This is a genomic window from Sphingosinicella ginsenosidimutans (assembly GCF_007995055.1).
In the GTDB taxonomy this organism is placed as follows: Bacteria; Pseudomonadota; Alphaproteobacteria; order Sphingomonadales; family Sphingomonadaceae; genus Allosphingosinicella; species Allosphingosinicella ginsenosidimutans.
In genome coordinates this window covers 2,367,489-2,381,003 of record NZ_VOQQ01000001.1, presented here as the reverse complement: position 1 = coordinate 2,381,003, position 13,515 = coordinate 2,367,489, and the positions used below count along the sequence as shown (strand labels likewise).

At 68.8% G+C, this 13,515-nt stretch carries 13 protein-coding genes and 2 tRNA genes; 5 read left to right on the top strand and 10 right to left on the bottom strand.

Features of this window, described 5'->3' with window-relative positions; translation table 11 throughout:
• Nucleotides 1-12: 12 nt before the first annotated feature.
• From rplI to yczE, 3 genes are all read left to right on the top strand, one after another.
• Nucleotides 13-633, top strand: coding sequence for a 50S ribosomal protein L9 (gene rplI, locus FRZ32_RS11835; protein ID WP_147043686.1), 621 nt, complete (start codon nucleotides 13-15; stop codon nucleotides 631-633).
• A 112-nt stretch (nucleotides 634-745) separates the two neighbouring features.
• Entirely contained in the window at nucleotides 746-2,140 is a 1,395-nt protein-coding gene (locus FRZ32_RS11830) for a serine hydrolase domain-containing protein (protein WP_147043685.1), read from the top strand.
• Between the two features lie 8 nt (nucleotides 2,141-2,148).
• On the top strand, nucleotides 2,149-2,757 hold the full coding sequence (yczE, locus tag FRZ32_RS11825) for a membrane protein YczE (protein WP_147043684.1): 609 nt from the start codon (nucleotides 2,149-2,151) through the stop codon (nucleotides 2,755-2,757).
• On the opposite strand, the gene FRZ32_RS11820 is transcribed toward yczE, so the two are convergent.
• The 5 genes from FRZ32_RS11820 to FRZ32_RS11800 all read right to left on the bottom strand — a co-directional run bounded on the left by FRZ32_RS11820 (nucleotide 2,754) and on the right by FRZ32_RS11800 (nucleotide 6,999).
• Nucleotides 2,754-4,040 (bottom strand): MFS transporter, encoded by a 1,287-nt coding sequence (locus tag FRZ32_RS11820; RefSeq protein ID WP_147043683.1) that lies wholly within the window; start codon nucleotides 4,038-4,040, stop codon nucleotides 2,754-2,756. The two genes, yczE and FRZ32_RS11820, sit on opposite strands and share 4 nt — an antisense overlap.
• A 58-nt stretch (nucleotides 4,041-4,098) precedes the next feature.
• On the bottom strand, nucleotides 4,099-4,719 hold the full coding sequence (gene folE, locus FRZ32_RS11815) for a GTP cyclohydrolase I FolE (protein ID WP_147043682.1): 621 nt from the start codon (nucleotides 4,717-4,719) through the stop codon (nucleotides 4,099-4,101).
• Between the two features lie 51 nt (nucleotides 4,720-4,770).
• Nucleotides 4,771-5,097: a hypothetical protein gene (locus FRZ32_RS11810; RefSeq protein ID WP_147043681.1), complete on the bottom strand. Its 327-nt coding sequence runs from the start codon at nucleotides 5,095-5,097 to the stop codon at nucleotides 4,771-4,773.
• A gap of 74 nt (nucleotides 5,098-5,171) precedes the next feature.
• Nucleotides 5,172-5,248, bottom strand: a tRNA-Arg gene (locus FRZ32_RS11805).
• Between the two features lie 89 nt (nucleotides 5,249-5,337).
• Complete coding sequence (locus FRZ32_RS11800; RefSeq protein WP_147043680.1) at nucleotides 5,338-6,999, bottom strand: pre-peptidase C-terminal domain-containing protein; 1,662 nt, start codon at nucleotides 6,997-6,999, stop codon at nucleotides 5,338-5,340.
• 170 nt (nucleotides 7,000-7,169) lie between these two features.
• Here FRZ32_RS11800 and FRZ32_RS11795 point away from each other — a divergent pair, with 170 nt between their 5' ends.
• A complete protein-coding gene (locus FRZ32_RS11795) occupies nucleotides 7,170-8,465 on the top strand; it encodes an alpha/beta hydrolase family protein (protein WP_205008269.1) in 1,296 nt (431 codons plus the stop codon).
• Nucleotides 8,466-8,484: 19 nt separating this feature from the next.
• Here the strand turns inward: FRZ32_RS11795 and FRZ32_RS11790 are convergent.
• Nucleotides 8,485-8,561 (bottom strand) — tRNA-Arg (locus FRZ32_RS11790).
• A gap of 94 nt (nucleotides 8,562-8,655) precedes the next feature.
• Here FRZ32_RS11790 and FRZ32_RS11785 point away from each other — a divergent pair.
• Nucleotides 8,656-9,165 (top strand): hypothetical protein, encoded by a 510-nt coding sequence (locus FRZ32_RS11785; protein ID WP_147043678.1) that lies wholly within the window; start codon nucleotides 8,656-8,658, stop codon nucleotides 9,163-9,165.
• On the opposite strand, the gene FRZ32_RS11780 is transcribed toward FRZ32_RS11785, so the two are convergent.
• Genes FRZ32_RS11780 through hemB form a run of 4 tightly spaced genes read right to left on the bottom strand, consistent with a single transcriptional unit; the run spans nucleotide 9,134 to nucleotide 13,477 of the window.
• On the bottom strand, nucleotides 9,134-9,703 hold the full coding sequence (locus tag FRZ32_RS11780; RefSeq protein ID WP_147043677.1) for a gamma carbonic anhydrase family protein: 570 nt from the start codon (nucleotides 9,701-9,703) through the stop codon (nucleotides 9,134-9,136). The two genes, FRZ32_RS11785 and FRZ32_RS11780, sit on opposite strands and share 32 nt — an antisense overlap.
• Complete coding sequence (locus tag FRZ32_RS11775) at nucleotides 9,682-10,254, bottom strand: GNAT family N-acetyltransferase (RefSeq protein WP_243445280.1); 573 nt, start codon at nucleotides 10,252-10,254, stop codon at nucleotides 9,682-9,684. Before FRZ32_RS11775 ends, FRZ32_RS11780 begins: the two co-directional genes overlap by 22 nt.
• Nucleotides 10,236-12,485 carry a fused MFS/spermidine synthase gene (locus FRZ32_RS11770; protein ID WP_341536584.1) on the bottom strand — a complete coding sequence of 750 codons (2,250 nt, stop codon included), beginning with the start codon at nucleotides 12,483-12,485 and terminating at the stop codon, nucleotides 10,236-10,238. The genes FRZ32_RS11775 and FRZ32_RS11770 overlap by 19 nt, the downstream gene beginning before the upstream one ends.
• Nucleotides 12,482-13,477, bottom strand: coding sequence for a porphobilinogen synthase (gene hemB, locus FRZ32_RS11765; RefSeq protein ID WP_147043676.1), 996 nt, complete (start codon nucleotides 13,475-13,477; stop codon nucleotides 12,482-12,484). Before hemB ends, FRZ32_RS11770 begins: the two co-directional genes overlap by 4 nt.
• Between the last annotated feature and the right edge of the window lie 38 nt (nucleotides 13,478-13,515).

Here is a 13,515-nt window from a genome sequence, read left to right as displayed (position 1 = left end):
GAGGGCATCGACATGGACGTCATCCTGCTCGAACGAATCGAGAAGCTCGGCACCATCGGCGACGTGGTGAAGGTGAAGAACGGCTATGCCCGCAACTTCCTCCTTCCCCGCGGCAAGGCCCTTCGCGCCAACGAGAGCAACCGCAAGGTCTTCGAAGCCAATCGCGAGAAGATCGAGGCCCAGAACGCCGAGCGTCGCGCCGGCGCCGAGAAGGAAGCCAAGACGATCGACGGGCTGAAGATCCAGCTCATCCGTCAGGCCTCCAACACCGGCCAGCTCTACGGATCGGTCTCCGCCCGCGATCTGGCCGAAGCGCTCGAGGCCGAGGGCCACAAGGTGCCGAAGAACCAGATCGTGCTCGATCGCCCGATCAAGACGATCGGCCTCAACGACGTGAAGATCGCGCTCCACCCGGAAGTGTCGGTCACGATCCAGGTCAATGTCGCGCGCTCGCCCGAAGAGGCCGAGATGCAGGCGCAGGGCAAGGACGTGCTCGCCGAAATGTTCGAACAGGACGTTTCGGGCTTCACCGAGGAGCGGATCGAGGGTCTCGAACCCGGCGAGATCGCCCCCGAGCCGGCCGAGGCGCCCGCCGCCGAAGCGACCGAGGGCGAGGCCTCGGACGAGGCCTGAGCCACTCAGGGTCAAGCAAATCGAGGAGCCGTCCGCGTCCAGGCGCGGGCGGCTCTTTCCTTTGGGGCCTCCCCTGCCCTATCAGGCGGCATCGCCGATCCGGGGGACCTTCATGATCAAGCTGCGCGCGCTCTTCGCCCTGTTTCTCGCCATCGCGGCGCTGCCGGCCCACGCGCAGCAATTCAGCGCCGACGAGCAGGCGCGGATCGACCGGCTCGTCCACGACGCGCTGACCTCCACCGGCGTCCCCTCCGCCTCGATCGCGGTCGTCCGGGGCGGGCAGATCGTCTTCACCCGCGCCTATGGCACGCAATCGCCGACCATGCCGGTCGCGACCCCGGACGCGCGCTACCAGATCGCCTCCATCTCCAAGCAGTTCACCGCCGCCGCGATCCTGCTGCTGCGCGATCGCCGCCGCCTGTCGCTCGACGACACCGTGTCGCGCTACGTGCCCGGAATCACCGGCGGCGATCGCATCACCATCCGCCAGCTGCTCAGCCACACGTCGGGCCTGCAGGATTATTGGCCGCAGGATTTCAGCCCGGCGGCGATGGCGACCCCGATCACGCCACAGGGGATCGTCGATCGTTGGGGCAAACGCCCGCTCGATTTCGAACCCGGCGCCCAATGGCAATATTCGAACACCGGCTATGTCGTCGCCGGCATGATCGTCGAGCGCGTCGCGCGCCAGCCGCTGCTCGAATTCCTTCAGCAGAACATCTTCCGCCCGCTCGGCATGCATCCGATCGACCAGGATCTGGCCCAGGGTCCCGGCTTCCCGGCGGGCTATCGCCGCGCTGCGCTCGGGCCGGTGCGGGTGGAAACGCCGCCGGCGCGCGGCTGGCTCTTCGCCGCCGGCGAGCTTTCGATGACCGCCGCCGATCTCGCCCGCTGGGACATCGCCCGGATCAACCGCGAGCTGCTTCCGGCGCGCGACTGGCAGGAGCAGGAGACCGCGATCCGGCTCAACAACGGCATGGCGACCAATTACGGGCTCGGCGTCCAGTTCGCGGACATTGCCGGCCATCACGCCGTGCTGCACGGCGGCGAGGCGGTCGGCTTCCTGTCGACCAACATCGTTTTTCCGGAGGATCGCGAAGCGGTCGTCGTTCTGGTCAACGCCTGGTTCGGCGACGCCCATGAACAGATCGCGCGCGGCATCATCGACATCCTTCATCCGCAAGGCAGCGCCGGCGATGCCGCCGCCCTTGCCACCGCGCGGCGGGTCTATGATCAGCTGCGCGCCGGGACGCTCGATCGAAGCCTCCTTCTCGAGGACGCCAACCATTATTTCACCGACGAGGTCCAGCACGACTATCAGTCGAGCCTTGCGCCGCTCGGGGAGCCCGACAGCTTCGTCGCGACCGGCCCGGCGCGGCTTCGCGGCGGCTTCGTCAACCGCAACTACCGGGTGAGTTACGAGGGGCGCCAGCTCACCATCGTCACCTATGCCGAGCAGGGCGGCGCGGGCCGGTTCGAGCAATATCTGGTGATGCCTTCGGGCTGACGCGACGAATGATCCGCCGCCTGGCCCAGCTCTATGCGGGCCTCCTCCTCTATGGCGTTTCGACGGCGCTCATGGTCCGGCCCGATCTCGGGCTCGATCCCTGGGGCGTGTTCCATCAGGGGGCGGCGCGCCATTCCGGGCTGAGCTTCGGCACGGTCGTCATCATCACCGGCGCGGCCGTGCTGCTGCTGTGGATTCCGCTGCGCGAGCGGCCCGGCATCGGCACGATCAGCAACGTCGTCGCCATCGGCCTGGCCGCGGATGCGGCGCTCGCGCTGATCGGGTCGCCCGCGGGCCTGGCGGCACGCTACGCGATGCTCATCGCCGGGATCGTGCTGAACGGCGCGGCGACCGGCGCCTATATCGGCGCCCATCTCGGCCCCGGCCCGCGCGACGGGCTGATGATGGGGCTGGTGCGTCGCTCGGGACTGTCGGTGCGTCTGATCCGCACCGCGATCGAATTGTCCGCGCTGGGCGCCGGCTGGCTGCTCGGCGGCACCATCGGGATCGGGACGCTGCTCTACGCGGTGTCCATCGGCTGGCTGGTCCAGCTCTTCCTGCCCGTCTTCGATCCGCGCCGCCGCGAGCCGGCCCGGACGGCCGCCCGCCCGACCTAGCGGATATCCTCCAGTCGCACGCCCTTCGTCTCGCGCGCAAGCAATGCCGAGAGCCCGCTCACCGCGCAGCAGATCGCGACGTAGATCGCCGCCGGATGCGCCGATCCGAAGCGGTGATAGAGCCAGACCGAGATGAGCGGCGCGAGCGATCCGGCGACAATCGCGGTCAGCTGGTAGGCGATGGACGCGCCCGAATAGCGGATCCGCGTCGGGAAGAGCTCGGCGATCATCGCGGCCTGCGGCCCGTACATCGCGGCGTGGAACACCAGTCCGACGACCAGCGCCAGCGTGATCGCGACCGGCTCACCGCTCGCCAGCAACGGGAAGAAGGCGAAGCTCCACGCCGCCATTCCGAACCCGCCGATCGCATAGACCGGCCGCCGGCCGATCCGGTCGGAAAGCCGCGCGAAAGCGGGCACGGCGAACAGCTGCACCGCGGCGCCGATCAGCAGCGCGTTGAGCGCCAGGCTTTTGCTCTGATGGAAGAAATCGACCAGGAAGGTCAGCGAGACGACGGTCAGCACATAATAGCAGACATTCTCGCCGACCCGCAGCCCGGCGCCGGTCAGCACCGCGCCCGGCCGCTCGCGCAGCACATCGATCGCCGGCAGCTTCGGCGGCCCTTCTTCGGCCAGCGCCTCCTCGAACGCCGCGCTTTCTGTCACCTTGTTGCGGATATACCAGCCGACCGCGACAAGCACCGCCGACAGCACGAACGGCAGGCGCCAGCCCCAGGACAGGAAGTCGGCGTCGCTCTGCACGGCGGCCATGATCGCAAGCATTCCGGCGGCGAGCAGGTTGCCGGCGGGCACGCCGACCTGCGGCCAGCTCGCCCAGAAGCCGCGCCGCGCCGCATCGCCATGCTCGGCCGCCATCAACACCGCCCCGCCCCATTCGCCGCCGACCGCGAATCCCTGGACCAGCCGCAGGAGGACGAGCAGCGCCGGCGCCCAGATGCCGATCTGCGCGTAAGTGGGGAGAAGGCCGATCAGCACGGTCGAGATGCCCATCAGGACGAGGCTGAGCATCAAGAGCCGCTTGCGTCCGATCCGGTCGCCATAATGGCCGAAGACGATTCCGCCGACGGGCCGGGCGACGAAGCCGAGCGCGTAGGTGCCGAAGGAGAGCAATGTCCCGACCGCGGGATCGGCGGTGGGAAAGAAGAGATGGTTGAAGACCAGCGCCGCGGCGGAGCCGTAGAGGAAGAAATCATACCATTCGACGGTCGTGCCGATCAGGCTCGCCATCACCACCCGCCGAAGCGGCGTGCGCTGCGGATCCATTCGCTTCCTCCCTGCCCGTCTCAACCGGCGGTTCAAGCCGCCTTGTCGTTCGTCTTGGTCAGTAACCCATCAGCGCCAGCACCTCGCGGCGGCTGCGCTCGTCGTCGCGGAACACGCCCATCATCCGGCTGGTCGTCATCATCACGCCGGGAGTCTTGACGCCCCGCGCCGTCATGCAGGCATGGCTCGCCTCGATCACCACCGCCACGCCCTGCGGCTGCAGATTGTCCCAGATGCAGTCGGCCACCTGCGCGGTCAGCCGCTCCTGCACCTGGAGCCGCCGGGCGAAGCCGTGAAGCACCCGCGCGAGCTTCGAGATGCCGACCACCTTGTCGCCCGGCAGATAGGCGATCGCCGCCTTGCCGATGATCGGCGCCAGATGATGCTCGCAATGCGACTGGAACGGGATGTCCTTGAGCAGAACGATCTCGTCATAGCCGCCGACCTCCTCGAAGGTGCGGCGGAGATGATGGGCGGGATCCTCGCCATAGCCCCGCGCATATTCCCGCCACGCCCGCGCGACCCGCTTCGGCGTGTCGCGCAGCCCCTCGCGCTCCGGGTCGTCGCCCGCCCATCGGATCAGGGTGCGGATCGCCTCCTGGACGTCGTCGGGCACGTGCACCTTGCCCGGTTCGTCGACGAGGTCGCCGTCGTCCGACGCATCAGCTTGTTCCGCCATTCGGAGCCTCCTTGGCCGAAAGCGGATACACAGATGCGTGGCGAAGGGAAACTAGTGCGGCGTCCGAGGGACGCGCGGCGGCGGGGGCAGCGGCGGCGGCGCCGATCCGCCGCGCGTATCCGGATAGCCTTCGGCGGCGGAGCGATAGTCCCCGCATTCCCGATGAGGGCCGCGCTCCCGTGTCCGCCCGTGGCGGTCGCGCCGCCCGCGACGGAGGCCTTGCGGGCGGTCGCATCCGCGCCCACGATCCCAGTCGACCGGCGTCCCGGCCGGATCGTGCGAGGCGCGATAGAGGCCGCGATCCCTCGCGCAGCCTGCAAGCAACGGTGCGGCGATGAGGCCGGCGATCACGGCCCGGCGGCTCGGCAGCGGATCCATCGGTCTTCCCCTCCCACGCAGCACACCGAGAATGTGACGACACATCAACAGGTTGCGCGGTGAAGATGAACGGATGGTGACCCCGACAGGATTCGAACCTGTGGCCTACTGATTAGGAATCAGTTGCTCTATCCTGCTGAGCTACGGGGCCGTCCTGGATGTGCGCCATTTCCGCGATGCGCCGCCTCGGGTCAAGCGGAACCGGGCCGGGCGCGCCGGCGCGCTCCCGCGCCCATCCGCTCAGCGCTGCTTGGGGGTGCCGGCGCCGGCGGTGGCCTTCACGTCGGTCTCGGGGAGCGGCGCGGCGCGGACCACGGCGCGCTGCGGCGTCGCCTCGGCAAGCTGGGCGCCGCCGGCGAGCCGCACGACGACATCGTCGACGCGAAGACCGCCGCGCTCGACGATCAGATTCTGCGTGCCATGCTCCTCCTCGCGCGTGTCGGCGGGGATCTCGCCCTCCCGCCGGAACCGGCGCCGCACATAATCGGCGAGCTCGCCGGCCGTGACCAGCCGGTCGCCGTCCCTGTCGGCGTCGCCGGTCATCCCTTCGCGCAGGAAATAGGCGAGGAAACCCCCGGCCTTGAACCGGCTCGCGACAAGGCTGGTGAGATCCTCCTCGGAGCTGAACAGGCCCATCACATTCGGCCGGTTGATGAGGTTGCGGAAACCCCCCGAAAAGCAGCTGTCGAGCACCACCATCTCCATGCGCGCATGGACGGTATCGAAGAGCTGCCCGAGCTCGACATCGCGCATCGCCGCGTCGCGAAGCTCGATCGTCTCGCTGCGTCCGTCCAGCTCGGCCGCGCTCACCGGCACGTCGACCTGGTCGCCATGACCGGAGAAGAAGAAGAGGAAGAGGTCGTTCGGCCCGGCCGCCCGCGAAGCACGGGCAAAGGCATCCTGGACCGCCTTGGTCGTCGCCTGCTCATTGGTGAGCAGGATGCTCGCCGGGTGGAGCAGGCCGCTGGCGCGAAGGCTGTTGAAGAGCTCGCGCGCATCGGAATCCGTGTTGGGCAGGTTCGACGTGCGGCCGCCATAGTCGGATACGCCCACCAGGATCGCGATGACCCGCGCGCCGCCCGGCACCGCATTCTGGCGCGCGACGCCGGGGCTTGGCCCAACGGCGAGGCGATATTCGCCGGTCGCGCCGGGGCGATAGGAGGTCACGGTGACAATATATTCGCCGTCCTCCGGGAGGACCCGGTCGATGCGGCTGTCGAGCGATGTCTCGCCGTTTTCATCGCGGCGGTCGTCATTGTCGTCCTGGCTGCCGTCCGGGTGACGCAGGATCAGATAGGTGTCGAACTTCGCCGCGGTGAGATCGATCCGCACGCGCTGGCCGCGCCGCGCGGTGAAGCGATAACGATCGGTGAATTCGCCGCTCGCCATGCGGGCGTCGCCCTGCGCCAGCCGCCCGGTGACGACACTGCCGAACTGGATTGGCTGCGCCGGATCCGCGGTCGTGACCGGCATGTTCGCGGGCGGGAGCGAGGCGCGAAGCTGGTAACGGCCCGTTTCCCCCGGCCGATAGGTGGTGACGGCGATCCGGTAGGCGCCGTCGGCCGGAAGCTGCGCGACGATCCGGCTGTCGAGCGAATCGCCGCCGTTCGGCGCATCGTCATTGGCGAGGCTGAACCCGTCCGGTCCGGTGACGACGAGATAGGAATCGAAATCCTCGGAATGGAGATCGAGCGCGACGCGTTGCCCGCGCCGGCCCTCGAGGACATAGACGGCCTGATACTTTCCCGACGGCAGCTGCACGCTGTTCATCGAAAGCTCGCCCTGCGCGGTCTGGCCGGCCTGGATCGCCGTCGGCGCTGTGCCGCCGCTTTGTCCGATCGCCGCCGGCGCGCCGAGCATGAGCGCCGCCGCGAGCGTCAGAGCCGTCTTCAACCCCCTCATTTCGTCCTCCCGAAAGAACGGTTCGCCGCACCTAATCCGGAAGTGTGACTGAAGGAAGAATGAATATGTCCGTCAGCATTCGGCCAGCTTGCCCGCCCACGCCGCGAACGGTTGAAGGTGTCGTATCTGGATGATACACTCAGGCGATGCTGCTCAAGATTTTGAAACACGTGGCCTTTTTGCTGGCCATCGGGCTGGGCGCGGCCTCGGCGCTTTCGGCCGCCCCTGTCGATTGTCGCGCCGGGACCTATCGACTCGCCGACGGTGCGATCGTCGATGTCGCGCCATCGGAGGGCACGGCGCTGCGCTGGCGGAGGCTCGACGGCACGACCGGCCTTCTGTCTGGGCCCGGGCCCGAATATCGCAGCACGCTCGGCTGGACCGGCCGGCCGGCCGGCATCATTGTTTCCTTCACCCCCTGCGCCGATCGCGGCATCCGTTTCGGCGGGACGCAGGGACGCAGGATCGACTTCGATACGACCGAGACCAGCTTCCGCAGCGGCGAGGTTTCTCTCGCCGGTCGCCTCGTCCTTCCGCGCGGGGCCGGGCCGGTGCCGATCGTCGTCCTGGTCCACGGATCGGAGCATGATTCGGCGCGCGAGCTCTATTCGCTCCAGCGGCTGTTGCCGGCGATGGGGATCGGCGCGTTCGTCTATGACAAGCGCGGCACCGGGGGATCGGGCGGCGCCTATACCCAGAATTATCTCACGCTTGCGCTGGACGCGGTCGCCGCGGCGCGCGAGGCGCGGCGGCTGGCGGGCGGGCGCGCCGGGCCGGTCGGTTATCAGGCGGGGAGCCAGGGCGGCTGGGTGGCGCCGCTCGCCGCGCGGATCGAGCCGGTCGATTTCGTGATCGTGTGCTTCGGCCTCGCCGTCTCGCCGGCCGACGAGGAGCGCGAGGCGATCGCCTATGGCGTCTCCCGCCACGGCTTCGGCCCGGCGGCGGTCGCGCAGGCCAATGATTTCGCGGAGGCCTCGCTGACGATGCTTCGCTCCGGTTTCCAGGACGGCTACGCGCAGATGGAGGAGGCCCGCCGCCGCCACGGCTCCGCGCCCTGGTTCCGCCATGTGCGCGGCGATGTCACCCATGTCCTGATGCAGAAGAGCGAGGAGGAGCTGCGCCGGATCGGCCCGCCGCTCTTCGCCGGGCTCCAGCTCGATTACGATCCGATGCCGGTGCTTCGGAACCTCGATGTGCCGCAGCTCTGGATCCTGGCCGAGGAGGATATCGACGCGCCCAGCGCCGAGACCGCGCGCCGCCTCGACGCCCTCGCCGCCGCCGGCCGGCCGATCCGCGTCGCGATCTTCCCGGGCACCGAGCACGGCATCTACGCGTTCGAGACCACAGCCGACGACGAACGCCTCTCCACCCGCCAGCCGGAAGGCTATCTCAGGATGATGCGCGATTTCATCCTCACCCGACACCTCTCGGGCGACTATGGCGCGCAGCTTTCAGGCGCACGCTGACCGGCTCTTCGGAAGGGATTGGCGCGCCCGGAAGGATTCGAACCTCCGGCCCCCAGATTCGTAGTCTGGTGCTCTATCCAGCTGAGCTACGGGCGCGCGGGAAGGGGCCACATAGGGGGAAGGATCGGCGCGCGCAAGCCCGGACTGCACCGCTGTTGCCCCCGGCCGCCGCGCGGCATAGGGAGCGGATGTGACGATCGCCGCGCGCCGCCTTTCCCCCGCCCTTCTGATCGCCGCCTTCGCGCTCGCCGGCTGTGCGTCCAACGGGCAGTTTCCGTCCCTCGCCATACGACCGGCGGAGCTCGATTCGTCGATCGAGCCGCCCGAGCACGCACCCGTCGAAGTCGCGCCGGACGCCGCGCTCGGCCGCGACGTGTCGCTGCTGATCGGCGAAGCGGAGGCCGGCGGGCGCGACTTCGATGCCGCCTACGCCCCTGCCGAGGCGGCGGTCGCCCGTGCCGGGGCGAGCGGATCGGACAGCTGGGTCGATGCCCAGGTCGCCCTCTCCCGGCTCGAGGCCGCGCGGGGCCGTGCCGCCGGCGCGCTCGGCGAGCTGGAGCAGATCGCGGCGCGCCGTTCGAACCAGGCCACGAACGAGGCCGATTATGCGGCGCTCCAGTCGGCGATCGACCGGCTTTCGCGCCAGGCCGAGGAGCATCTCGACCGGCTCAATCGGCTGAAGGCGCGCCTCGGCGATTGAGCGCGGCCACGTGCCGCTCGGCGAGCTCGGCATAATGGGCGACGCCGGCCCGCATCGATTCGATATCGGCCAGGGTCAGATCGCGCACATATTTGGCGGGGCGGCCGGCCCAGAGCTGGCCCGAAGGCACGCGCCTGCCGCTCGTCAGCATCGCGCCGGCGGCGAGCATTGCATCGCCCTCGATCTCGCAATCGTTCATGACGATCGCGCCGAGGCCGACAAAGGCGCGATCATGCAGGCGACAGCCGTGGATCATCGCGAGATGACCGATCAGCACCTCGTCGCCGATGATCGTCGCGTGGCCGGCCTCTGCGCCGGGATGGGGCGATTCGACATGGATGACGCTGCCGTCCTGGACGTTGCTCCGCGCACCGATGCGGATCCGGTTCACGTCGCCGCGAAGCACGCAATTGTACCAGATGCTGGAGCCGGGGCCGACCGCGACGTCGCCGATCAGCCGCGCGCCCGGCGCGACGAAGGCCGCGGGGTCGACGAGCGGCGCCTTGCCGTCGAAGCTCAGGAGCGTTGCGCCGTCCATGCCGCCTTCTCGATCTCATAGACGATGATCGGACCCTCCGCCCAGGCGGGGCCCTCATAATCGAGATCGGCCCGGCGGGTCATGCCGAGCCGCTCCATCAGCCCCCAGCTCGCACGATTGCCGGTCACGGTGAGCGCGATGACGCGAGGAGCCCCGAGCCGGTCGAACGCGAAATCGAGCGAGGCGATCGCCGCCTCCTTTGCATAGCCCTGCCCCCAGGCGTCCTCGCGCAGCCGCCAGCCGATCTCATAAAGCCCCTCGACCGGCGATCCGGCATCGTCGGCGATCTTGATCCCGCAAAAGCCGAGCAGCGCCTTGTCCGCCTTTCGCTCGACCGCCCAGAAGGTGAAGCCGCGCTCGCCATGCCAGCGCATGATGCGCGCGCGCAGCCGATCGGGAATGTCCGCCTCCGGCAGCGGCCCGCCAAGCCAGCGCATCACCGCCGGCGTGTTGGTATGGGTGATGAACGGGGCGATATCCGCCTCGCTCCAGTCGCGCAGCACGAGCCGCGGCGTTTCGATCACCGCCGCGCTCACCGCCGCCCCGGCCACAGGTTGCGCCAGTTGATGATCGGCAGGATCGAGGCGTGATCGTCGCTCCACCCGCTGAAGCCCGGCGTCGGCGTCAGCGTCTCCCAATTGGCGGCGTCCGCCCCGCTCAGCCGCGTCAGTCGCTCCAGCGTCGTGGGATTGCGCGACAAAGCGATCCAGACCGACACGGTCGCGTTCAGCGTGAGCTCCTCGTCGGTCGGCACATATTCCATGACCTGCATCTGCCAGCCATCCTCGCGCGCGATCTCCGCGACCACCGGCTTGAGGTCGAGATAGCGGTTGGAGATGTGGAAAAGCACGATCCCGTCGAGCTGCACGGCGCGCCCATAAGTGGTGAGCGCCTCGCGCGTCAGCAGGTGCATCGGCACCGCATCGGATGAGAAAGCGTCGATCGCGAGGATGTCGAGCGAATTTCGCGGCGCATGGGCGAGGCTGATTCGGGCGTCGCCGAGGACGATCCGCGCCTGCGGGGCGCAGCGCGACAGGAAGCTGAACCGGTTGCGCGCCACCTCGACCATCGCCGGATCGATCTCGAAGATCGTCCAGCTTTCGCCCGGGCGGAAGTAACAGGAGAGCGTGCCGCTGCCGAGGCCGACGATGCCGACCCGCGGATGCGCGCCATAGAGCGCGAAGGCGTTGGCGAGGGTCAGCCCGACCCCGGATCGGCGCGCATAATAGCTCGTCGGCACCGTCTCCAGCCCGGGCAGGACGTTCTGGATCCCGTGCACGGTCGTCCCATGGGTCAGCACGCGCGCGGTGAGGCTATTCGTCACCGGATCGCGGCGGTCGCTCACCTCATAGACCCCGAAATAGGATCGCGTGCGCGCCTCGCCATGGGTGATGATCGTCCAGCCGCCATAGCTCAGCATCAGTGCGCCGAGCGCGATCACATAGGGCCAGGGACGACCCAGGCAGGCGAGCGCGATCAGCGAGATGATCACCGAAATCAGCATCGCCAGCATCGGCGACGATCCGAACATGCCGGCGCCCGCCTCGAACGACAGGACGAGCGCGAGCAGCGGCGCGACGATGCCGAGCGCGACCCGCCAGCGCGCGGGCCAGGGAACCAGCACATATTGGGGCACGAGCAGCGCGGCGGCGAGGATCAGCAGCGGATGCTCGTAAGCCCAGTTGAAGACGAGCGGAGCGACGATCGCGCAGAACAATCCCCCAAGCATCCCGCCGAACGACATCGCGAGGTAGAATTTCGTGAGGTGGCCGACCGCGGGCCGCAGCCGGAACAGCTGGCTGTGCAGCGCGACGGCGATCGCCAGCATCAGCACCAGGCCGAGGGTCACCGCGAACAGCGGGTTGCTTGCGCCGCGCGCGAAGACCGGCCCGCCGCACACCAGGATGACCAGCGGCGCGAGCAGGGTGATCGAATCGGCGAGTCTGCGCCGCTCGGCGAAGGCGATGACGAAGCTCAGCAGATAGAGGCCGAGCGGGAGCACCCACAGCAGCGGGATCGCGACGATATCGATGGTGAGATGCGTCGTCGTCGAGAGCATCAGGCCCGAGGGGACGGCGGCGAGCGCGATCCAGTGGAGGATGCGCCTGGCGGTCGGCGGCGCCTCGGTCTCCTCGGGTACCGATTCGACCGCCTTTCCCGGAACGGTCAGCGCGCAGGCGGCGACGAGCAGGACCAGCAGCGCGTAAATGCCGGTCCACAGCCAGCTTTGCTGGCGAAGGCCGAGCAGCGGCTCGACGATCAGCGGATAGGAGATGAGGCCGGCGAAGCTGCCGAGGTTGGACGCGGCGTAGAGCGGATAGGGATCGCCGCGGCTGCTTTCCAGCGCATACCAGCGCTGCATCAGCGGCGCCTGGGCGGAGACGATGAAGAAGACCGGCCCGATCGACGAGATCAGGAACCAGGGCACCCAGAATTCGGGCTCGCCCGTCGTCGGCGGCAGCGCGCTGGTCAGCCCGATCGGCAGCCACAGCGCGGCGAGGCCGAGAAGGATGATGTGGATGCCCACCTGCCGGCGCGGCCGCAGCCGCGCGAGCCAGTGGGCGTAACCGTAACCGGCCAGCAGCAGCGCCTGATAGACCAGCATCGCGCTGTTCCACACCGACGGCGCGCCGCCGAGCCGGGGCAGCGCCATGCGCGCCACCATCGGCTGGGTAAGAAACAGCAGAAACGAGCCGGTGACGATCGTTGCGACGAACAGCGACCGCGCATGGCGCTCGCTCATGCGCGCCGGCGCCGGCGTTTCCGCGGTGTCCTCGGTCACGCCCCGAGCAACCGCGCCGCATGGGCGGCATGATAGGTGAGCACGCCCGAGCAGCCGGCCCGCTTGAACGCCATCAGCGTCTCGAGCACCAGGGCGTCGCGCTCCCCTGCCCCGGCCGCGACGGCGGCCTCGATCATCGCATATTCGCCGGACACCTGGTAAGCGAAGACAGGGACTTCGAAGCGGTCCTTCACGCGCCGGATGATGTCGAGATAGGGAAGGCCCGGCTTCACCATCACCGTGTCGGCCCCTTCGGCGAGATCGAGCGCGACCTCGCGAAGCGCCTCCTCGGCATTGGCCGGATTCATCTGGTAGGTCTTCTTGTCGCCCTTCAGCAGCCCGCGCGATCCGACGGCGTCGCGGAACGGCCCGTAGAAGGCCGAGGCATATTTGGCGGCATAGGCCATGATCTGGACGTTGACATGGCCTGCCTGTTCGAGGGCTGAACGGATCGCCCCCACGCGGCCGTCCATCATGTCGGATGGCGCGACGATGTCCGAACCCGCCTCGGCCTGGACCAGCGCCTGGCGCACCAATATCTCGCTCGTCACGTCGTTGAGAACATAGCCGGCCGCATCGACGATCCCGTCATGGCCGTGGCTGGTATAGGGATCGAGCGCGACGTCGGTGAGCACGCCGATCTCGGGCGCCGCCGCCTTGATCGCGCGGATCGCCCGGCACATCAGATTGTCGGGATTGAGCGCCTCGCGCGCATCCTCGCTGCGCAGCTCGCGCGGCGTGTTGGGAAAGAGCGCGACGCATGGAATGCCGAGATCGCGCGCCTCTCTCGCCCGCTCGCCGATCCGGTCCACCGTCCAGCGCGAGACGCCGGGCAGGGTCGCGATCGGCTCCTCGCCCCCGTCGCCTTCGGTGACGAAAAGCGGCCAGATGAGGTCGGCGGGCGTGAGCACATTTTCGGCGACGAGCGCCCGGCTCCACGGCGCGGAGCGGGTGCGGCGGAGGCGCAGCGCGGGAAAGGAGGCAAGGCTCATGGCGGGAGGCGGCTTAGCGCGTGCCGGCGCCTTCGCCT

Bases quoted from the DNA above. Each gene is read 5' to 3' on its own strand.
- rplI (WP_147043686.1), top strand. From the start codon at position 13: ATGGACGTCATCCTGCTCGAACGAATCGAGAAGCTCGGCACCATCGGC.
- FRZ32_RS11830 (WP_147043685.1), top strand. From the start codon at position 746: ATGATCAAGCTGCGCGCGCTCTTCGCCCTGTTTCTCGCCATCGCGGCG.
- yczE (WP_147043684.1), top strand. From the start codon at position 2,149: ATGATCCGCCGCCTGGCCCAGCTCTATGCGGGCCTCCTCCTCTATGGC.
- FRZ32_RS11820 (WP_147043683.1), bottom strand. From the start codon at position 4,040: ATGGATCCGCAGCGCACGCCGCTTCGGCGGGTGGTGATGGCGAGCCTG.
- folE (WP_147043682.1), bottom strand. From the start codon at position 4,719: ATGGCGGAACAAGCTGATGCGTCGGACGACGGCGACCTCGTCGACGAA.
- FRZ32_RS11810 (WP_147043681.1), bottom strand. From the start codon at position 5,097: ATGGATCCGCTGCCGAGCCGCCGGGCCGTGATCGCCGGCCTCATCGCC.
- FRZ32_RS11800 (WP_147043680.1), bottom strand. From the start codon at position 6,999: ATGAGGGGGTTGAAGACGGCTCTGACGCTCGCGGCGGCGCTCATGCTC.
- FRZ32_RS11780 (WP_147043677.1), bottom strand. From the start codon at position 9,703: ATGGACGGCGCAACGCTCCTGAGCTTCGACGGCAAGGCGCCGCTCGTC.
- hemB (WP_147043676.1), bottom strand. From the start codon at position 13,477: ATGAGCCTTGCCTCCTTTCCCGCGCTGCGCCTCCGCCGCACCCGCTCC.